The organism is Aquitalea sp. (assembly GCF_030150775.1).
In the GTDB taxonomy this organism is placed as follows: domain Bacteria; phylum Pseudomonadota; class Gammaproteobacteria; order Burkholderiales; family Chromobacteriaceae; genus Aquitalea; species Aquitalea denitrificans.
The window spans coordinates 1-20,322 of the sequence record NZ_JASLFG010000040.1; the positions used below are offsets into that span (position 1 = coordinate 1).

Consider the following 20,322-nt stretch of genomic DNA (forward strand, 5'->3'; position numbering starts at 1 on the left):
TTTTTATGCGTTATTGCAGCAAGAGGCTTACAGCATGACTACCCCGTTCATTATCGGCGTTGCCGGCGGCAGCGGCAGCGGCAAGACCACCGTCACCGCCAAGGTGCTGGAAACCATCGGTCCCGACATGGCGGCTGTCATTGTGCAGGACTACTACTACCGCGATCAGGCCCATCTGACCTTCGAGCAGCGGCTGGCCACCAATTACGATCACCCGCATGCCTTTGATTGGCCGCTGCTGATTGAGCACATAGAAGACCTGCTGGCCGGACGGGCCATCCAGATGCCGGTCTACGACTTCACCAACCACACCAGGGCCACCGAAACCATCACGGTGAAGCCGGCCCCGGTCATCGTCATCGAAGGACTGTTCCCACTATACGATGCCGCCCTGCGCGACATGATGTCGCTGAAGATCTTCGTGGATACCGACCCGGACGTGCGTTTCATCCGCCGTCTGCAACGCGACATTCGCGAACGTGGCCGCACCGTGGACCATGTGATCGAACACTATCTGGCCACCGTGCGCCCCATGCACAACCAGTTTATCGAACCCACCAAGCGCTTTGCCGATGTCATCCTGCCCCATGGTGCCAACGACCCCGCAGTAGACATCATCACCACCAAGGTTGCCAGCCTGATCAACAGCTGATGCAGCTGGCAATATCCCACCGGCTATCGCATCCACATGCGATAGCCCACCCTTCACAGCAACAGCAGTCCGTAATGCATTTCGCGATGCGTCATTTACGCCTCAACCAGCCTGCACCCGCCATCCGGATTTCACCAGCCATCTCATAGCCACAGCCCACCGCCATCTGATCCGCGCTGGGAAAATCCCGTCTTTTCAATGACTCATGCCCCCGGCAATAGCAGCTGAACAGGTGAACCGCAGTTTCACCTGTCGGGAAGAGCTAGAAGGTACATCCTTTTGGCCAGATGTCAGCCCACCTTCCTTGCTGGAAAGTCTGCCCTCCTGCCGTGCGCAATCATGCAGCACCCGGTACAGACCCACAGCGAGCCGCATGCTGGCCAGCCGCGCCAGTATTACCCCGAGCGTAGCCTCACTCGCTGTGTTTTTTTAAAGCAATGGCGAGGAAAACACACTCATGGCAGAGCATCCACTCCGGGAAACACAACTGAATACGGTCACCAAGGGCTTGGGCGAAAGTCCCGCCTCCTGCTCCCTGCACGATGTTGCCAGCCTGGGCTGGAACATCCTGCGCGAAGAGGTCAGCCTGCCTGCAGCCGTACTGCGCCAGAGCCGCATCCAGCACAATCTGCACTGGATGCAGGACTTCATGCAGCGCTACGGTGTAAAGCTGGCACCGCATGGAAAAACCACCATGAGCCCGGCGCTGTTTCACCTGCAGCTGGAACATGGTGCCTGGGGCATTACCCTGGCTACCGCTCCACAAGTGAATGCCGCCTATCAATATGGCATCCGCCGCATGCTGATGGCCAACCAGCTGGTGGGCAAGGCCAATATGGCCATTATTTCCCGCCTGCTGCAGGACACCGGTTTCAGCTTCTGCTGCATTGTCGATTCAGCTGCCAATGTCGATGCACTCGGCCAGTATTTTGCGGCAGCGGGCCAACACCTGCGCATCCTGCTGGAGTACGGCGTGGAGGGAGGTCGCACCGGCATCCGCTCTCCGCAACAGGAAGAAGCCGTACTGGCCGCCATTGCCCGCTGGCCGCAATCACTCCGCCTGATTGGCGTGGAAGTCTATGAAGGGGTACTGCAGCAGGAAGCCGATATCCGCGCCTTCCTGCAATCCGTGCTGGCCAGAACCCGCGCACATGCAGCCGCCGGCCTGTTTGCCGAAGAAGACATTATCCTCACAGGGGCCGGCTCAGCCTGGTACGACGTGGTGGCCGATGAATTTACCGGCTTCAATCCGGGACAGCCGGTCAATATCCTGCTCCGTCCCGGCTGCTACCTCACCCACGATGTCGGCATCTATCGCCATGCCGAACAACGCATCCACAGCCAGAACCCCATCGCCCGCGAAATGGGCAGCAGTCTGCTGCCGGCATTGCAACTGTGGGCTTATGTCCAGTCCCTGCCCGAAGAAGGCCGCGCCATCATTGCCCTTGGCAAGCGCGATGCCGCATTTGACGCCGGACTGCCACAGGCATCCCTGCACTTCCGTCCTGGCCGTGACCAGCAGCCCACCGCCGCACCCGCCGACTGGATTGTCAGCACCATGATGGACCAGCACGCCTTCATGCGCATTCCAGCCGATGCAGACCTGCAAGTGGGCGACATGATCGCCTTCGAAATATCCCACCCCTGCCTGACCTTCGACAAATGGCGCCAGCTACTGCTGGTGGATGACGCACTGAATGTCACCGGTGCGGTGGAAACCCTGTTCTGACCCCGATAAAGACCGCCCCCTACAGACCGGGAGGCGGCATTGCCCCTGCACTACTAAGGAGAAGTACATGACGCCAGTTCTGGGCAGCCAGTTGCTGCTGTATGCCGCCATCGCCATCATCGCGCTGGTGGTACTGATCGCCAGATACCGCATCAACCCATTCATTGTGCTGACCGTGGTTTCCATCGGTCTGGCCCTGGCTGCACAAATGCCGGCCAAAGACATCATGGCCGCCTATGAAACCGGGGTGGGCAAGACACTGGGCCATATCGCGCTGGTGGTGGCCCTTGGCACCATGCTGGGCAAGATGATGGCCGAATCCGGCGGTGCCGAGCGCATCGCCCTGACGCTGATCGACAAATTCGGTGAAAAGAACGCCCACTGGGCCATGGTGTGCATCGCCTTTGTCTGTGGCCTGCCGCTGTTCTTCGAAGTGGGCTTCGTGTTGCTGATTCCGATTGCCTTTACCGTGGCCAAGCGTGCCGGTGTGTCCATGCTGCTGGTCGGCCTGCCCATGGTAGCCGGCCTGTCGGTGGTGCATGGTCTGGTGCCGCCGCATCCGGCGGCCATGCTGGCCGTGAGCGAATATGGCGCCCAGGTGGGCAAGACTGTGTTCTACGCCATTATTGTCGGCGTACCCACCGCCATCATCGCCGGGCCAGTATTTGCCAAATTTATCGCACCGCGCATTGATCTGCCGGCAGAAAACCCGATTGCCAGCCAGTTTACCGAGCGTGAAACCGGTAAGCGCGAACTGCCAAGCTTTGGCGTCACCATCGCCACCATTTTGCTGCCGGTATTCCTGATGTTGCTCGGTGGCTGGGCCAATGTGCTGACAGATAAAGGTAGCGCCATGAACGGCCTGCTGCTGTTTATCGGCAACTCGGTGGTCGCCTTGCTGATCGCCACCCTGGTCAGCTTCTGGACGTTGGGCCTTGCCCGTGGTTTCAGCCGCGACAACATCCTCAAGTTCACCAATGAGTGTCTGGCCCCCACCGCCGCCATTACCTTGCTGGTAGGCGCTGGTGGCGGTCTTAACCGCATCCTGATTGAAACCGGCGTCACCAAGGAAATCATTGCGCTGTCAGCCGAATTCCAGCTATCGCCCTTACTGCTGGGCTGGTTGCTGGCGGTGTTGATGCGGGTGGCCACCGGCTCGGCCACCGTGGCCATGACCACCGCCGCCGGGATTGTCGCGCCCATCGCCATGGCCAGCGGCTATCCGCATCCGGAACTGCTGGTGCTGGCCACAGGTGCAGGCTCGCTGATTCTGTCCCACGTCAACGATGGCGGTTTCTGGCTGGTGAAAGAGTATTTCAACATGACCGTGGTGCAGACCCTGAAAACCTGGACCGTGCTGGAAACACTGATTTCTGTAGTGGCCTTTGCCCTGACGCTGGGACTGGCCCAGCTGCTCTGAGCCAGACTCACCACCCTGTTCTCCCGGCCTGGCAGCAAGCCCTTGCCTGCCGTGCCGCCGGGAGCCTTCCGGAGAATCCTCATGCACCATCTGGATACCCTGATTCGCCAGGTCAATCTGGTCGATGGCAGTGGCGCAGCCGCGTTTGTGGCCGATGTCGGCATTTGCCAACAGCGCATCGCCTTGATCGGGCAGGCCGGTCAGGTTGAAGCCGACCATGAAATTGACGGTCGCGGCCTGACCTTGGCCCCGGGCTTCATCGACGTCCACACCCATGACGACACCATGGTGATACGCCAGCCACAGATGCAGCCCAAACTCAGCCAGGGCGTGACCACCGTGATTGTCGGTAATTGTGGCATCAGTGCAGCGCCCGTCAGTCTGAAAGGCGAACCGCCAGACCCCATGAACCTGCTGGGCCCGCGCGACGCTTTTTGCTACCCGCGCTTTGCTGACTACCGTGCAGCGGTGGGGCGCGCCGAACCCGCCGTCAATGTGGCGGCGCTGGTTGGCCACACCGCCTTGCGCAGCAATCATCTGGATAGGCTGGACCGCTGCGCCAACGCAGAAGAAATCAACGCCATGCGCTCCCAGCTGGCCGACAGCCTGCAACACGGGGCACTGGGGCTGAGCAGCGGCCTTGCCTATGCATCGGCCTTCAGTGCCGACAGCAGCGAAGTGGAGCAACTGGCCGCCGAACTGGCCAGCTTCGGCGGCATCTACACCACCCATCTGCGCAGCGAATTCGAACCGGTGCTGGAAGCCATGGACGAAGCCTGGCGCGTGGGCCGCCATGCCAACAGCCCGGTCATCGTGTCGCACATGAAATGCGCCGGCAAAGGTAACTGGGGGCGCAGCCCGCAACTGCTGGCCTCACTGGAACAAGCTGCCCGCCAGCAGCTGGTAGGCTGCGACTGCTACCCTTACTCGGCCAGTTCCTCCACGCTGGACCTGAAACAGGTCACCAGCGATTTCGAGATTTTCATCACCTGGTCCACCCCGCACCCGGACATGGCCGGCCAAACCCTGCAGGCGATTGCCGAACAATGGCAGCTCCCCTTGCTGGATGCCGCCCGCAAGCTGCAACCGGCCGGCGCGGTGTATCACGGCATGGACCCGGCCGATGTCGAGCGCATTCTCAGCCACCCGCTCACCATGGTGGGCTCGGACGGACTGCCGGAAGACCCGCTGCCCCACCCCAGGCTATGGGGCGCGTTTCCGCGTGTGCTGGGCCACTACTGCCGCGAACGCAAGCTGTTCAGCCTGGAAACCGCCATTCACAAAATGACCGGCTTGTCTGCCAGCCGCTTTGCGCTGGACGAGCGCGGCCTGATACGCCCCGGATACTGGGCAGACCTGGTGTTGTTTGATGCAGCCACCATCCATGACACAGCCAGCTTCCACTCACCGGTACAGGCTGCACAAGGCATTGTTGCAGTCTGGGTGAATGGCACGCTCAGCTGGCAACACACGGCCGCCACCGGCGCCCGTGCCGGACGCTTTTTGCCGCGCACCCGCGATATCCGCACCACCTTCCCCGTTACTCCCTCACTGTAAACATGCAAGGAAACCTATCATGAGCGATCTGAAACGCTATGGCATTGCCGGTGGCACCGGTGGCCAGACCATGCCCTTTGCCCGCGCGGTACAAGCCGCTGACGGCTGGCTGTATGTCTCCGGTCAGACCCCCATGATCAATGGCGAAGTGATTGAAGGTGGCATCGTCACCCAGTCGCACCAATGTATCCAGAACGTCTTGGCCATACTCCGGGAAGCCGGTTACAGCCCGGAACATGTGGTGCGCTGTGGCGTGTGGCTGGATGATACCCGCGACTTTGCCTCGTTCAACCGGGTATTCCTGCAGTATTTTGGCGAACATCCGCCCGCCCGCGCCTGCGTGCAGTCCAGCATGGTGATCGACTGCAAGGTCGAGGTGGACTGCATCGCCTACAAAAAGCCCTGACTACCACAGCGCTGCCCGCACAAGGGCAGCGCCCTGCCCTGCACAACAAGGAAGGACAGCAACATGCATATTGCCTGCCTGGGTGAAGGCATGATCGAACTGAGCGGTCAACCGCTACAACGCCGTTTTGGTGGCGACACCCTGAACACCGCCATCTATCTGGCCCGAGTTCTGGCCGACAGCCCGCACCATGTTCGCTATCTGACGGGCATGGGACAGGACAACCTCAGCCGCCAGCTATTGGCTGACTGGCAAGCCGAAGGCGTGGATGTCAGCCACATTGTCATCCTGCCGGGCAAGCTGCCCGGCCTGTACATGGTGGAAACCGATGCCCGTGGCGAGCGCAGCTTCCTGTACTGGCGCAATGACAGTGCGGCACGCCATTACTTTGCCTCCGGCATCGACTTTGCCAGCGTGCTGCACACCGCGCATCTGCAAGCCATTTACCTGTCCGGCATTTCACTGGCCCTATTCAACGAGCACGAACGACAACGCCTGCTGGATGCCCTGCGCGACTTTGCCCGCGATGGCGGCAAAATCTGGTTCGACAACAACTTCCGCCCTTCGCTGTGGACATCCACCCAGGCACGTGCAGGACATGAAGCCGTGCTGGCGCTGGCCGATGTCGGCCTGCTGACACTGGACGATGAACAAGCGCTATACGGAGCCGAAACTGCCGAGGCTGTCGCCGAACGCACGTTGGCACTGGGCTGCAAAGAAGTGGTGATCAAACGCGGCGGCGAACCCTGCCTGCTGGCCAGCGCCGGACTGCGTGCAGAAGTACTGGCCACTGCCGTGCCACAAGTGGTGGACACCACCGCCGCCGGCGACTCCTTTGCCGCAGGCTATCTGGCCAGCCGGGTATTGGGCTACCCACCCGCCCAGGCCGCAGCCTTCGCCCACCGCCTGTCTGCTGCCGTGATTGCCCACAGCGGAGCCATCATCCCGCGCGAAGCCATGCCGCAGCGCTGATTGAATCACATCCAACACCGGCAACTTGCCGGTGTTTTGCTTTTGATAGATCACGCATGAAATGAAGCAGGAGGCTGTCGATGGACGTGTATAGCTTGCGTAATGATCATTACTTTATGAGAGCACTGCGCGAGCAGGCCCGGCATGCTCTGCATGGTGATACTTACCGTTTCACCGATCAGGAACTGTTTGACCTGCTGAAGGTGGAAGAACATTTCAGGGAATGGCAGCGCAGGCAAGCCAGCTTATTGTTCGATGGTGAAACCCTGTTTTGGCAAGAAGCCGGCCAGGAAAGAAAATGGACCGCCTATTCTGGTCGTGAAGACTATTGGTCGCCGAAGTTTCAAAGCCTAAGGGATAAAGGGCCGATACCTGAAGGCTCCTATCTGCTTAAACAGAGTGAGTTTTATACCTGGGAAGGAACAGACTCGTTTAGTCGCCTGATCTGTTTTACTGGTTGGCTTCAGTTGAAACTGGGAAAATGGCCTGGATGTAGGACAGCATGGGGTGAACAACGAATAACATTGATTCCTCAGACACATACTAATGTTCATGGCCGTCATGGCTTCACCATTCATGGAGGCAAATCTCCGGGGTCAGCGGGGTGTGTGGATTTAACCAATAGCATGGACAGTTTTGCAGAATCTTTCCTGCACTATGGGAAGGATATGTTGCTGGAGGTGCGTTACAAGCACCTACCCGATGGACAAGGCTACCACCGCAGCCGGCTAGAACGGAATTAGGCCATGATCAAAAATAGATATAGCATTAAAGCTAGCCTGCTGCATGGATTAAAACTGTTGCTCAGCTTTTATCTATTTCTTATCATCACAGTGGGCGGTCTGTATAACATACTATCACCATTTGACAAAACACCAGACTACCATAGAGTCTTTCTACTCTTCGAGCAATTTTCCTATCCACCTCAATATTATCACTACAAAAAATACCTGGAGATAGTTATTTATTATGGCTGGGCGATATTTGACATCATCGCAGCAGGACTAGCTCTATTAATGCTATGGCGACCCATTCAAATAAAAAACAAGTGGCTGTTATGGCTGCCATTCATTGCCAATACATCAATATTTTTTTACTTTTGCCTGATCATGTATCGCGTACTGTAATGGCAACTACACTAATTGACCGAGTCATATTCAGAACTTAATAGAATACATGCAAGCATGTATAGCATCATAATTATACAAGTTCGCAATGCGCGCCTGCATGATAGCGAAGACCACCACAGCAATCATATCACATGCAAATAGACTCGGCACTCACAGGGAGAAATCATGAAAGCGTGGGTGGCATTGAGCGTAAAACTAATTGCAAGCATTCTTTTACTGTTGTTCTTACTGTCAATGATGAATGACTTGCTACTTCCATACGATCAAGTGAATGAGCAATATAGAATTTACCTCTGGGAAATCCAGGGACATAGCAAAAGCATTTTCTACCTGTTAACCATTACAAATATTGCCGTAACGCTTGTTGCATTAATTCCCCTATAGCTACCTATCACTTCTTTTAAAAAATTCATATTAACATTACCTTTACTAGCATTATTTACCTTGCAGCTGGCATGCACATGGTGTGTCAGTGGCTGTTGGGACGGCTTTTAACAAGAGCTGCCAACAATGCTTCTCGTCAACGCGCTATAAAATCCAATAACTAGCCAGCATCAACCGCGTGCAATGCCTATCTTGCCGCTCTCGCTATTTAGAACCGCTCCCAGTGGATCGCCTCTTCGGGGCATCCACCCTACGAAAGCATACCCATCGGTAGGGCGGAAGCGCGAGGATTTACCAGCGTGTTCCACCACGAAACAAGTACATATATCCGGTGTACGCGCCACCCACCCAGGCAGCTTCGTTCGTCCTCCGTCTTTCCGCAGCCGTCATCACTCATGCAAGGGGCATCATCCTAGGTGAAGCCATGCCACGGCGTTGATTGGATCACATCCAACACCGGCAACTTGCCGGTGTTTTGCTTGTTTCCGCCCGCACCATACCACCACTCTGCTGCAGACCACGCGTGCAACGAACAGACCCCATCCCTACTGCTACGCGAGCAAGGTTTCCCAATTATTGCCCCAAGGCTTGCCTCAGACACTAAGCCGACAGTACGGCAATTTTCAACCGATTTGTTGCTGCCACCAAAACAAGAAATACTCTCATCAGAACAGACCACCACCTCAGATGCTCGATGATGGGCACATCGAGCACATCACCAAAAGGGAATTATCTATATATATTCTTAAGAATTATCTTATTTACATAACCATTAACGCTGACTATAAATATAGAATTTTCAGTAAAGTTGCTTCTGTCAATTCACACAGCGCACACAATGCGATGAACAACACGCCATCATCAATATAAAATTACTATTGAATTCACCAAAATCTATCCTAAGATAAAATAATCTGATCAATACACTGCCTTAAATAAAAAGTCGCCATATTCCAAAACACCCTCCAGCCGAAGCAGGAAGCCAAACATGACACAGCGCACACACAAGCAATGCATAATAAGGATTATCAATGCAATATTAACCGTTCTGCTCTACACCACCATCAGCATCAATATAGCTCATGCTGACGCTTCCACCAATCCCAACTGCTCCAACAGTGCCGCCAGCAATATCTATTTCAACCTACCAGCCAGCATCAATATTGCAACCATACCGGCCAATGCACCAACCATTACACCAGTAACCAACTGGTTCACCCAAAGCGCATTATCATTTACCGGCTGCAAAACCACACCAGACACCCATATATATTACGCCTTTTACGATCATGGCAGTACTAGTCCTCCCCAACCCTATATCGAAGATGGATTGACATATTTTATCTACCCCCTTGGCAATGGAATTGGGATAGTCACGTCCGTGCAAAACCTAGAAATGGGTACCGGCCCAACTTCTTTACAATCCTATGGTGTAGGCTTATCTACCACCCTCAACAAACTACCGATCATACAAAGTGGCAACTTTAGCACCATATTTCGTTACCGCCTTGTCCGGTACAGCAACAGCACAAATAGCGGTACATTCTCAATCCCTCAAAAACTTTTTATTCAGCAATCCGATTGGCAATATGTCCTATCACAAGGCAAAAACTGGCATACTCAAAATGTTACATTATCCGCAATGACAATCAATATACAAACCAAAAGTTGCAGTGTAAATACCAGCAATATTGCCGTTCAACTCCCGACCATTTTACCAACATCACTCCCAAGCATTGGCTCAACAACTGGCACAACACCATTTAACATAGCAATCAATTGCCCCAGCCCCGTTAATGTATACATGACCATCACGGATAACAGCGCACCGAACTCCACATCAGATACTCTTTCTGCCACAAGCAATTCTTCTACCCAAGGCATCGGCATTCAAATCCGCAAAAATGGCACCCCTATTTTCCTGGGGCCTGACAACAGTATGGCAGGCACTACAAATCAGTTTCTTGTTGGAAATAACACATCTGGCAATCTGATTATTCCTTTTACTGCCAATTACATTCGCACATCAGCCATTAATGTTGGCAAAATCAATGCCGTTGCCACTTTCACATTTTCCTACCAATAGTGGTGACAGCCGATATTCTACTGCCGGTGGCATGCTATAGCAGAATGCAGCAGGGGCCTGTATAGGCCCCTGCTTGCGAATAACTATCGGATTACATCAGACTTGTTCAGCGCCGCTTCCACCACCAACTGGTATCCGGTTTGGCATTGCCAGACGGTAATTCGGCATTGGCAATCAGCGTGGTTTGCCAGCAATTGGCCACCACCATTTTATTGGTGCTCAGCCCGCTGAATAGCCCATTTTTTGCTCATTCGAAAATGGATTTCGGCTATATCAGCGTATTTCTCAACGGGCTTTTGGATATATGGTTGGCACAGAAGCAAGCACCTGCTTTTGATGGGCATTGAATAAATACATCAATATCGTATTAATAATTAGGAAATTTCTTATATACGAAACCAAAATTTTCACTATGCTTGGCTTGCGAAACTGTACAAATTTGACAGGACAAACCCTATTCAATGAAAGCTAGCATATGGGAAATTACTTTACTCTCCATACCATTTTAAATATTTTCATCATAAAAATCTCATTAATCAACCATAAAAAATATCCCGAACATGAAAATGGCAAGCCAAAAATACACTTGTACATTTCAAATAAATATTTATTAATCATTCTATTTTCACTTGCCTCACAGGCAAGTCATGCAATCTGCACTGTATCCACCACAAATGGATTAAGCTATTACACATTCAATGTTGCAGGCATAAATCCACCATCATTCAATCCAACGGACTATACCGTAGGGCAGAGTATCTACCAAGCGACCGGGACTGTAAGCATTAGCAACTACAAGGGAAGCGGTCAACCAACCATCAGTTGCACAGAATCTACCTGGAGTTGGGATGTGGCCCCGCAGCTCCCGGTAGTCAATGGCATATTTCCAACATCAGTGGCCGGATTAGGCTTGAAAATATCCTCCTCATCTGGAGTGTGGCCGCTGCTATCGCTAAGCAAAACCAGTACTTTTGCAAGCAACTACAATATTACTGTTGAGTTGATAAAAACTGGGGAAATCACTGCCAATGGCACATTGAGCAATGTATTAGGTGAATACCGTATTCAGCCAAGCAAGCAATTGGTTGCACAGATGTTATGGGCTAGCCCGGTATTGATTCAAGCCAAGGTACCTACTTGTGCAGTCAACACTTCTAACATCACCGTGTCCTTATTGAATCCATCAACCTCAACCTTCAGGGGTATTGGCTCCACCTTTGGCAATCGACCTTTCCAGATCGGCCTGACATGTACTGGAGGCAGCCTCAACACCAGCACTAACGCGTATATTACCCTCAGTGATATCAATCAACCCGGAAATACCTCCACTACGCTATCTCTGGCAACTGGTACAGGTACGGCAAGTGGCCTGGGCTTACAGATTCTTAATAACGGTACGCCAATTGGCTATGGCCCTGATTCCAGCGCCACTGGAAATACCAATCAATGGAAAGTAGCCAATATTGCCCAAGGCGTTAGCAGCTATGTCATCCCGCTGAGCGTGCGTTACATCCAGACCGCGCCCAGCGTTACCGCTGGCATAGTAACCGGACGTGCCACCTTCACCATGAGCTATCAGTAAGCGGCGTGATTTCCTGCCCGTTGCAAAACAGTTGCAATACCGTTCCGTACACAATGTCAAAGAGGCTCTCACGGGCCTCTCTTTAGTGGATAACTAGCAGACTGCATCAAACCTGTTCAGCGCCGCTTCCACCACCAGCTGGTATCCGGTTTTACATTACCGGGCGGTAATTCGGTATTGGCTATCTGTGTGGTTTGCCAGCCATTGTCGGCCAGCAGCCGGATGGCATCGGCATGGTGGCGCAGGAACAGCGCCTTGAAGCTGCCATCCCGCTCGGCCATTTTCAGACCTTGCAGCACGCGCTTGGCCAGGGGCGTATTTTCCTTACTGACCCAGAAATACACCGGGAAGGGAAAATAGATGGCCTTGGTTTTTTCCAGGGTCAGACCAGGAAAACGCGGCAACTGCTCCTTCATTTCACTGCCCACCTCGTTCAACCCGCGCGGGAAGGCATCGAAACGCCCGGCGGCCAGCATCTCGAACAGGCTTTCGTAGCCGATGGATGCCAGCACTTCGTAACCGTTGTTTTTCATGATGGGGTAATCAGCCCACTGGCTGTTGAGGCCCAGTCGGACTCCAGCTCGGAATTGCTGTGGGGTCATGCCCTTGAAGATGGGCAGATCGTCCTTGCGCACAAAAAACACCCGGTAGCCGATGATGCCCTTGAGGATGTCCATGCGCACCGGCTGCAGCAGCCGCTCGCGCTGTGCATTCGGGGCAAAGGCCACCACATCCACCTTGCCTGAGCTCAACAGCTGTTCGGCACGCCATTGCGTGACCTTTTCGTTCAGCGGCACCAGTTCGTAGTGACGATGATCCAGCTTTTCCACATGATCCAGCGCCAATTGGAGCAAGGCCCAGCGATAAGCGTATATGCTGCCGCCAGGGTAATAACGGATTACCTGATCTGCCGCCTGCGCATGTGCCAGCCCAGGCAGACAGAGCAGCGCCAACAGCCGGACGCGCCACGGGTGCCGGCAAGAGAAGGGCTTGAAAATACTGGATGATGGCATGAGTCCCGTCCTGTGCTGCCTTAGCTTACGCAGACAGTATGAAAGTTCATCGATGTCTGCATCCACGGCAATCTCTCGCCCAGCATACTGCAGCTCGCGGGAATGACAAGTTTTGTTACTTGGCGGGCATGCTGGGGCAAAAGCACGGAGGGGAAGAGTGGCCGGGCAGGACAAGACCGGGATGCGCAGTCAGCTTGCTGCGCATCCCGCTTGTCAATGCTGTTCCACCGGCGATGTCAGCGCCTGGACAGCCCGCCGTGCCGCCGGGCGCAAGTCTTGCGCCTCGCCCTGTTGCACAGCCAGGGCCAGCCGCTGGCGCATGGCCGGGGCCCAGAAGCGTTGCAGATGGCTGGCGATTTCCGCCGCTGCGTCTTCCTCGCTGCAATCGGCGCTGAAAAAGTCGCTGATCTGATTGGCCATCTTCACCAGCTGTGACGGGTTCATTGCACCTCCTCCCCACGGCCTTGCCGCAGCAGTTCCTGTTGCTGACGGCTGAAATGGCGGTAGCGTTGCTGCCATTCCGACGGCTGGTTGACCTTGATGATTTCCACCGCTGTCACCTTGTATTCCGGGCAGTTGGTGGCCCAGTCTGAATTATCCGTGGTGATGACATTGGCACCGGATTCCGGGAAGTGGAAGGTGGTGTACACCACCCCGGCCGCCACTCGTTCGCTTACCTTGGCGCGCAGCACGGTCTGGCCGGCGCGGCTGGCCACGCCCACCCAGTCGCCATCGACGATGCCACGGTTCTCGGCATCGGCAGGGTGGATTTCCAGCCGGTCTTCCTCGTGCCAGGCCACGTTGTCGGTGCGGCGGGTTTGCGCGCCGACATTGTACTGGCTGAGGATGCGCCCGGTGGTGAGCAGCAGCGGGAAGCGGCTGTTGACGCGCTCTTCGGTCGGCACATAGCGGGTGATCATGAAGCGGCCCTTGCCGCGCACGAATTCGCCGATATGCATGGTGACGGTGCCATCCGGTGCCGCCGCATTGCATGGCCATTGCAGGCTGCCGTGGCGCTCCAGCGCGGCATAGCTGACGCTGTTGAAAGTGGGCGTCAGGCGGGCGATTTCATCCATGATTTGCGACGGATGGCTGTAATCCATGGCATAACCCAAGGCCTGGGCCAGTGCTACGGTGACTTCCCAGTCGGCCTTGCCGCCCAGCGGGTCCATCACCTTGCGCACGCGCGAGATGCGGCGCTCGGCATTGGTGAAGGTGCCGTCCTTTTCCAGGAAGGAGCTGCCCGGCAAGAATACATGGGCGAACTTGGCGGTTTCGTTGAGGAAGATATCCTGCACCACCACGCACTCCATGGCCGACAGCGCGGCGGTGACATGCTGGGTGTTGGGGTCGCTCTGCGCAATGTCCTCGCCCTGGCAGTACAGCGCCTTGAAGCTGCCATCCAGCGCGGCTTCGAACATATTGGGAATGCGCAGGCCGGGTTCGTTATGCAGCGACACGCCCCAGGCCTGTTCGAATTCGGCGCGCACCACGTCGTCCGACACATGGCGGTAGCCGGGGAATTCGTGCGGGAAGCTGCCCATGTCGCAGGAGCCTTGCACATTGTTCTGGCCGCGCAGCGGGTTCACCCCCACGCCTTCGCGGCCGATATTGCCGGTGGCCATGGCCAGGTTGGCAATCGCCATTACCGAAGTGCTGCCCTGGCTGTGTTCGGTCACCCCCAAGCCGTAATAGATGGCGGCATTGCCAGCGCTGGCATACAGCCGGGCGGCGGCGCGGATGTCGTCGGCCGCCACGCCGCATACTTCGGCCATGGCCTCCGGCGCGTGTTCCGGCTGGGCGACAAAGTGCCGCCAGTGGCCAAAGGCTTCGCTATCGCAACGGGCGGCGACAAAGTCCTCGTCCAGCAGCCCTTCGGTGACGATGACATGGGCCAAGGCATTGAGCATGGCCACATTGGTGCCGGGGCGCAGCGCCAGATGATGGGCAGCGCGGGCGTGGATGGCGTCCACCAGGTCGATACGGCGCGGGTCGATGACAATCAGCTGCGCACCCTGGCGCAGGCGACGTTTCAATTGCGAGGCAAACACCGGGTGGGCATCGCTGGGGTTGGCCCCGATCACCAGCACCACATCAGCCTGCATCACCGAGTCGAAGCTCTGGGTACCGGCGGATTCGCCCAGTGTCTGTTTCAGGCCATAGCCGGTGGGCGAATGGCAGACGCGGGCGCAGGTATCGACGTTGTTATTGCCAAAGGCGGCACGCACCAGCTTTTGCACCAGATAGGTTTCTTCATTGGTGCAGCGGCTGGAGGTGATGCCGCCCACCGCGTCACGTCCATATTTTTGCTGGATGCGGCGGAATTCGCTGGCGGCATGGTTCAGCGCCTCTTCCCAGCTGACTTCCTGCCACGGCTCGTCGATGCTGCTGCGAATCATCGGCTTGGTGATGCGGTCCGGGTGGGTGGCATAGCCCCAGGCAAAGCGACCCTTGACGCAGGAGTGGCCATGGTTGGCCTGGCCATTCTTGTCCGGCACCATGCGCACCAGCTGGTTCCCCTTGAGTTCGGCACGGAAGGAGCAGCCCACGCCGCAATAGGCGCAGGTGGTGATGACGCTGCGCTCCGGCTGGCCCCACTGGATGACGCTCTTTTCCATCAGCGTGGCGGTGGGGCAGGCCTGCACGCAGGCCCCGCAGGACACACATTCCGAACCGAGAAAATCCGCGCCGCCCGCCGGGCTGACGCGGGAATCGAAACCGCGTCCGGCAATGGTCAGCGCAAAAGTACCCTGGGTTTCTTCACAGGCGCGCACGCAACGGTTGCACACGATGCACTTGGACGGGTCGTAATCGAAATACGGGTTGGAAACGTCTTTCTTGTCCTGCAGATGGTTGGCACCGTCCATGCCATAGCGCACTTCGCGCAGGCCCACCTGCCCGGCCACGGTTTGCAGCTCGCAATTGCCATTGGCACTGCAGGTAAGGCAATCGAGCGGATGGTCGGAGATATACAGCTCCATCACGCCACGGCGCAGTCTGGCCAGCTTGTCGCTCTGGGTGCGCACCACCATGCCGGGCGAGACTGGCGTGGTACAGGAGGCCGGATAGCCGCGATGACCGTCGATTTCCACCATGCACATTCGGCAGGAGCCAAACGGCTCCAGGCTGTCGGTGGCGCACAGCTTGGGAATGGCGGTGTCCAGCAGCGCCGCCGCGTGCATGACAGAAGTACCCGGCGGCACGCTGATGTTCTGGCCGTCGATGGTGAGGGTGATGCTAGCCTCGCCGGGGCGGGCCGGCGTGCCCATGTCCTTGTTGCAGGATGCACCTGCTCCGCATTGGCAGCTCATCGTGCTTGCTCCTGAGTGTCCAGCCCGAAATCGGCCGGGAAATGACGCATGGCACTTTGCACGGGGAAGGGGGTCATGCCGCCCAGCGCGCACAAGGAACCGTATTGCATGGTGTCGCACAGATCATCCAGCAGCGCGCGCTGGCGTTCCCGCTCGGCGCTATCCGGTGCCGCCAGCAGCCGCTCGATGACTTCCACCCCGCGGGTGGAGCCGATACGACAGGGCGTGCATTTGCCGCAGGATTCCTCGGCGCAGAACTGCATGGCAAAGCGTGCCATCTGCCCCAGGTGCAGGCTGTCATCGCACAACACCGCACCACCGTGGCCCAGCATGGCGCCAATGGCGGCCAGCGCTTCGTAATCCAGCGGGGTATCAAACTGCGACGGTGGAATCCACGCGCCCAACGGGCCGCCCAGCTGCACCGCTTTTACCGGTTTGCCGCTGGCAGTACCGCCGCCGTAATCGAACACCAGTTCGCGCAAGGTCAGACCGAACGCCCGCTCCACCAGCCCGCCACGCCGTACATTGCCCGCCAGCTGGAAAGCCATGGTGCCCAGCGAGCGGCCCATGCCGAAATTGCGATACCAGCTGGCCCCGCGCGACAGAATCAGCGGCACCGAGGCCAGCGACAACACGTTGTGCACCAGGGTGGGCTGGCCGAACAGGCCGTGCAAGGCGGGCAGTGGCGGCTTGGCGCGTACCGTGCCGCGGCGGCCTTCCACCGACTCCAGCAGCGAGGTTTCCTCGCCGCAGATATAGGCCCCGGCACCTTCACGCACTTCGATATCAAATTCATGGCCGCCATGGGCCACATCCTCGCCCAGATAGCTATGGGCGCGGGCAATGTCTATCGCCTGACGCAGCACGGCAATGGCCGGAGCGTATTCGGAGCGCACATAGATATAGCCACGGCTGGCACCTACCGCCAGCCCGGCAATGGTCATGCCTTCAATCAGCAGGAAGGGGTCGCCCTCCATCAGCATGCGGTCGGCAAAGCTGCCTGAATCGCCCTCATCGGCATTGCACACCACGTATTTCTGTTCGGCCTGGGCCTGACGCACGGTGCGCCATTTGATACCAGCCGGGAAGGCTGCACCCCCACGGCCACGCAAGCCGGATTCCAGCACCTCGGCCACGATTTCGTCGTGGCTCAGCCGCGCCGCGTGTTCCAGCCCCTGATAGCCACCGTGAGCCAGGTAATGTTCCAGCGACAGCGGGCTGGTAATGCCGGCGCGGGCAAACAGCAGGCGCTGCTGGGTTTTCAGATAGGGCAGCTGTTCCACCAGCCCCACCGACAACAAATGATCGCCATTGGCGGCCAGGTCCACATCCAGCAGGCTGGCCACGTCATCCGGGCTGACTTCACGGTAACCGGCACGGCCTTGCGGGGTGTCCACCTCCACCAGCGGCTCCAGCCAGAACAGGCCGCGCGAGCTGGTGCGCACGATATCGATGTCCAGATTGCGGCGTGCCGCTTCGGCAGCGAAGGCTGCCGCCACGGCATCCGCACCCACGGCGCAGGCTACCGAATCCATCGGGATATACAGGGTCAGCATTTTGCCTCCTTGCTACAGGATGCCAGCAGGGCACTGAGTTTTTCCGGAGTGACACGGGCGTGCAGCTGGCCATCCAGTTGCAAGGCCGGGGCACAGGCACAGGCCCCCAGGCAGTACACCGGGCGCAATTCCAGCTGGCCGTCCGCCGTGTGGCCGTGATCCTCCACCCCCAGTTGCGTGCGCAGCTGGGCGGCCAGCGCCTCGGAGCCCATGCTCTGGCAGGCTTCGGCGCGGCACAGGCGCAGGCTGTGCGCGGCAGGCGGGGAGGTACGGAAATCGTGATAAAAGCCGATGACGCCATGCACCTCGGCCTGGCTCTGGTTCATGGCACGGGCAATGGCCTGGATGGCATCCGCCGGAATATGGCCCAGTGCATCCTGTACGGCATGCAGCAGCGGCAGCAGGCCGCCGGGCAGGTCCCGGTATTGCTGCAGCAGTTGCTGGAGTGTCTCTTGTTGTTGTGTGTTCATGCTTGCGGTCCTGCGCGTGAGCCTTGCTTGAAAACATGCTGTTTGACTGCCAGACGGCAAGATTGCGCCGTCTGGCAGCGCACTGCAATGCCCAATTGGCGTTAGCTGCCAGTCGGGCATGTACTACTTGATGGTGAGCTCAGTATCAGGCTGCGCTGAGCAATTGCAGATGCGGGTCGATAACGAATTTCTTCGGTGCTCCGCCATCGAAAGCCGCATAGCCCTGCGGGGCCTGATCCAGCGTGATCAGCTCCACGCCCACCACTTCAGCAATATTGATGCGGTCCCACAAAATGGCCTGCATCAGTGCACGGTTGTACTTCATCACCGGGGTCTGGCCGGTAAAGAAGGTATGTGACTTGGCCCAGCCCAGCCCCAGTCGCACCGACAGGCTGCCACGGCGGGCGGCTTCGTCCTTGGCACCCGGATCATCGGTGACGTACAGGCCGGGAATGCCGATGCGGCCGGCTTCGCGGGTGACTTCCATCAGCGAATTGAGCACGGTGGCCGGGGCCTCATGCTGCGAACCGTCATGGCCGTGGCCACGCGCCTCGAAGCCAACAGCATCGATGGCGCAGTCCACTTCCGGCACGCCCAGAATGGCGGCAATCTGCTCGGCCAGGGTAGCGTCCTGCGACAGATCAGCGGTTTCAAAGCCCACCGCCCGCGCATGCACCAGCCGCGCCGGGTTCACATCCCCCACAATCACCACCGCCGCGCCCAGCAAGCGGGCGGAAGCCGCCGCCGCCAGACCCACCGGCCCGGCACCGGCCACATACACCGTGCTGCCGGGGCCAACCCCGGCGGAAACGGCACCGTGATAACCGGTGGGCAGGATGTCGGACAGGCAGGTGAGATCGCGTATCTTGGCCATGGCCTGATCGCGGTCGGGGAATTTCAGCAGGTTGAAGTCGGCATAAGGCACCATCACGTATTCCGCCTGCCCGCCCACCCAGCCGCCCATGTCGACATAGCCATAAGCGCCACCGGCGCGGGAGGGGTTTACCGACAGGCACACGCCGGTATGTTGTTCCTTGCAGCAGCGGCAACGGCCGCACGCCACATTGAACGGCACCGACACGATGTCGCCCTTTTTCAGGGTTTCCACATCGCTGCCCAGCTCGATCACCTCGCCGGTGATTTCATGCCCCAGCACCAGGCCGGAAGGCGCGGTGGTGCGGCCACGCACCATGTGCTGGTCCGAGCCACAGATATTGGTGCTGAGTACTTTCAGGATGACCCCATGGCCCAGCTTGCGGCCCTGGGGGGATACCAGTTCGGGAAAGGGAATGGACTGTACTTCTACCTTGCCTGGCCCTACATAAACTACTCCGCGGTTACCCGTCATTGTTGTCTCCTCACTGCAACTGCATCGGAGCGCGCCCCGCTCCGGGGGGAGCCTGCGCCAGCCATGGCTGGCGGCCCACCCCAAGATAAGGGAGCGGCGGGTGGGCAACTTGAACAAATGCGACAGCTTTGCGGTGGATAACGTCTGTGGGCTATTCGCCCGGTGGATAAAAAAACCTGTGTAATCATGGGGTTTTATGTACAGAAGTCCGAGTCCGAGTCCGACAGCAGCTTAGTAGTAAAGACAGCTATGCATCCGCTCACGCGGATGATCTTTTCCACGCCGCTTCCGCGCGGCGGACGGGAAAGAGGGCTTGCCTGGCCAAGCCCTCCTTCACCTCCAAGGCCACCCCACAAGCATGGCCTGCGGCTACCCGACAGGTCCCGCCCGGTGCGAGGCGCGCCTGAACTCGCGATTTGCTAACGTCAAATCGCTCAGACATTGCAGGCGCTTAAAACCTCGCCCCGGCCACCCGTCGGCATGCTTGACGGGGCCATGGGCGCGTTGGTGCGGTGGTTTTCTGATTAACAACTCCTGTCGGAGCTGGCCCAGTCCCGTCAGCGCGAGCCGACACGGGCGTGCCGCCCAAGGTCTTAAGCGGCTGCATGTTTGAGCACCGTGACGGTAGCACGGTGCGAGTTCAGCCGCGCCTTGGGTGGTGCGGCTGGGGCGGGAATTCGACGCGCTGCGGGTCGCCTTTTCTTTG

At 57.6% G+C, this 20,322-nt stretch carries 17 protein-coding genes; 11 read left to right on the forward strand and 6 right to left on the reverse strand.

From position 1 onward, the window contains the following. The 11 genes from udk to QVF59_RS14475 form a co-directional block, all read left to right on the forward strand. Positions 1 to 652: uridine kinase (gene udk / locus QVF59_RS14425; RefSeq protein WP_502866811.1), on the forward strand; the 652-nt coding region annotated here is incomplete at its 5' end. Positions 653 to 1,109: 457 nt separating this feature from the next. Continuing rightward, complete coding sequence (locus tag QVF59_RS14430; protein WP_159875022.1) at positions 1,110 to 2,381, forward strand: amino acid deaminase; 1,272 nt, start codon at positions 1,110 to 1,112, stop codon at positions 2,379 to 2,381. A gap of 67 nt (positions 2,382 to 2,448) precedes the next feature. Next, entirely contained in the window at positions 2,449 to 3,801 is a 1,353-nt protein-coding gene (locus tag QVF59_RS14435) for a GntT/GntP/DsdX family permease (RefSeq protein ID WP_159875021.1), read from the forward strand. 81 nt (positions 3,802 to 3,882) lie between these two features. Further along, positions 3,883 to 5,358, forward strand: a complete 1,476-nt coding sequence (locus QVF59_RS14440; RefSeq protein WP_287880838.1) for an N-acyl-D-amino-acid deacylase family protein — start codon at positions 3,883 to 3,885, stop codon at positions 5,356 to 5,358. 19 nt (positions 5,359 to 5,377) lie between these two features. Continuing rightward, positions 5,378 to 5,764 carry a RidA family protein gene (locus QVF59_RS14445; protein ID WP_205677484.1) on the forward strand — a complete coding sequence of 129 codons (387 nt, stop codon included), beginning with the start codon at positions 5,378 to 5,380 and terminating at the stop codon, positions 5,762 to 5,764. 63 nt (positions 5,765 to 5,827) lie between these two features. Next, positions 5,828 to 6,736, forward strand: coding sequence for a sugar kinase (locus QVF59_RS14450; RefSeq protein ID WP_287880839.1), 909 nt, complete (start codon positions 5,828 to 5,830; stop codon positions 6,734 to 6,736). An 80-nt stretch (positions 6,737 to 6,816) separates the two neighbouring features. After that, entirely contained in the window at positions 6,817 to 7,479 is a 663-nt protein-coding gene (locus QVF59_RS14455) for a tlde1 domain-containing protein (protein WP_287880841.1), read from the forward strand. A 3-nt stretch (positions 7,480 to 7,482) separates the two neighbouring features. Further along, complete coding sequence (locus QVF59_RS14460; protein ID WP_287880843.1) at positions 7,483 to 7,863, forward strand: hypothetical protein; 381 nt, start codon at positions 7,483 to 7,485, stop codon at positions 7,861 to 7,863. Between the two features lie 1,375 nt (positions 7,864 to 9,238). Beyond that, positions 9,239 to 10,336 carry a fimbrial protein gene (locus tag QVF59_RS14465; protein WP_287880845.1) on the forward strand — a complete coding sequence of 366 codons (1,098 nt, stop codon included), beginning with the start codon at positions 9,239 to 9,241 and terminating at the stop codon, positions 10,334 to 10,336. A 140-nt stretch (positions 10,337 to 10,476) separates the two neighbouring features. Then, positions 10,477 to 10,683: a hypothetical protein gene (locus tag QVF59_RS14470; RefSeq protein ID WP_287880847.1), complete on the forward strand. Its 207-nt coding sequence runs from the start codon at positions 10,477 to 10,479 to the stop codon at positions 10,681 to 10,683. A 128-nt stretch (positions 10,684 to 10,811) separates the two neighbouring features. After that, positions 10,812 to 11,918, forward strand: a complete 1,107-nt coding sequence (locus QVF59_RS14475) for a fimbrial protein (RefSeq protein WP_287880849.1) — start codon at positions 10,812 to 10,814, stop codon at positions 11,916 to 11,918. A 116-nt stretch (positions 11,919 to 12,034) separates the two neighbouring features. On the opposite strand, the gene QVF59_RS14480 is transcribed toward QVF59_RS14475, so the two are convergent. From QVF59_RS14480 to fdhA, 6 genes are all read right to left on the reverse strand, one after another. After that, positions 12,035 to 12,931 carry a substrate-binding periplasmic protein gene (locus QVF59_RS14480; protein ID WP_287880851.1) on the reverse strand — a complete coding sequence of 299 codons (897 nt, stop codon included), beginning with the start codon at positions 12,929 to 12,931 and terminating at the stop codon, positions 12,035 to 12,037. A gap of 213 nt (positions 12,932 to 13,144) precedes the next feature. Further along, on the reverse strand, positions 13,145 to 13,375 hold the full coding sequence (locus tag QVF59_RS14485) for a formate dehydrogenase subunit delta (RefSeq protein ID WP_287880853.1): 231 nt from the start codon (positions 13,373 to 13,375) through the stop codon (positions 13,145 to 13,147). Next, on the reverse strand, positions 13,372 to 16,242 hold the full coding sequence (fdhF, locus tag QVF59_RS14490) for a formate dehydrogenase subunit alpha (protein WP_287880855.1): 2,871 nt from the start codon (positions 16,240 to 16,242) through the stop codon (positions 13,372 to 13,374). Before fdhF ends, QVF59_RS14485 begins: the two co-directional genes overlap by 4 nt. Beyond that, complete coding sequence (locus tag QVF59_RS14495; RefSeq protein WP_287880857.1) at positions 16,239 to 17,798, reverse strand: NADH-ubiquinone oxidoreductase-F iron-sulfur binding region domain-containing protein; 1,560 nt, start codon at positions 17,796 to 17,798, stop codon at positions 16,239 to 16,241. The genes fdhF and QVF59_RS14495 overlap by 4 nt, the downstream gene beginning before the upstream one ends. Beyond that, entirely contained in the window at positions 17,792 to 18,268 is a 477-nt protein-coding gene (locus QVF59_RS14500; RefSeq protein ID WP_287880859.1) for a formate dehydrogenase subunit gamma, read from the reverse strand. The genes QVF59_RS14495 and QVF59_RS14500 overlap by 7 nt, the downstream gene beginning before the upstream one ends. Before the next feature lie 145 nt (positions 18,269 to 18,413). Beyond that, positions 18,414 to 19,616 carry a formaldehyde dehydrogenase, glutathione-independent gene (fdhA, locus tag QVF59_RS14505; protein ID WP_287880861.1) on the reverse strand — a complete coding sequence of 401 codons (1,203 nt, stop codon included), beginning with the start codon at positions 19,614 to 19,616 and terminating at the stop codon, positions 18,414 to 18,416. Positions 19,617 to 20,322: the final 706 nt, after the last annotated feature.

Coding starts and splice junctions, on each gene's coding strand:
- QVF59_RS14430 (WP_159875022.1), top strand. CDS start 1,110: ATGGCAGAGCATCCACTCCGGGAAACACAACTGAATACGGTCACCAAG.
- QVF59_RS14435 (WP_159875021.1), top strand. CDS start 2,449: ATGACGCCAGTTCTGGGCAGCCAGTTGCTGCTGTATGCCGCCATCGCC.
- QVF59_RS14440 (WP_287880838.1), top strand. CDS start 3,883: ATGCACCATCTGGATACCCTGATTCGCCAGGTCAATCTGGTCGATGGC.
- QVF59_RS14445 (WP_205677484.1), top strand. CDS start 5,378: ATGAGCGATCTGAAACGCTATGGCATTGCCGGTGGCACCGGTGGCCAG.
- QVF59_RS14450 (WP_287880839.1), top strand. CDS start 5,828: ATGCATATTGCCTGCCTGGGTGAAGGCATGATCGAACTGAGCGGTCAA.
- QVF59_RS14455 (WP_287880841.1), top strand. CDS start 6,817: ATGGACGTGTATAGCTTGCGTAATGATCATTACTTTATGAGAGCACTG.
- QVF59_RS14460 (WP_287880843.1), top strand. CDS start 7,483: ATGATCAAAAATAGATATAGCATTAAAGCTAGCCTGCTGCATGGATTA.
- QVF59_RS14465 (WP_287880845.1), top strand. CDS start 9,239: ATGACACAGCGCACACACAAGCAATGCATAATAAGGATTATCAATGCA.
- QVF59_RS14475 (WP_287880849.1), top strand. CDS start 10,812: ATGGGAAATTACTTTACTCTCCATACCATTTTAAATATTTTCATCATA.
- QVF59_RS14480 (WP_287880851.1), bottom strand. CDS start 12,931: ATGCCATCATCCAGTATTTTCAAGCCCTTCTCTTGCCGGCACCCGTGG.
- QVF59_RS14485 (WP_287880853.1), bottom strand. CDS start 13,375: ATGAACCCGTCACAGCTGGTGAAGATGGCCAATCAGATCAGCGACTTT.
- fdhF (WP_287880855.1), bottom strand. CDS start 16,242: ATGAGCTGCCAATGCGGAGCAGGTGCATCCTGCAACAAGGACATGGGC.
- QVF59_RS14495 (WP_287880857.1), bottom strand. CDS start 17,798: ATGCTGACCCTGTATATCCCGATGGATTCGGTAGCCTGCGCCGTGGGT.
- QVF59_RS14500 (WP_287880859.1), bottom strand. CDS start 18,268: ATGAACACACAACAACAAGAGACACTCCAGCAACTGCTGCAGCAATAC.
- fdhA (WP_287880861.1), bottom strand. CDS start 19,616: ATGACGGGTAACCGCGGAGTAGTTTATGTAGGGCCAGGCAAGGTAGAA.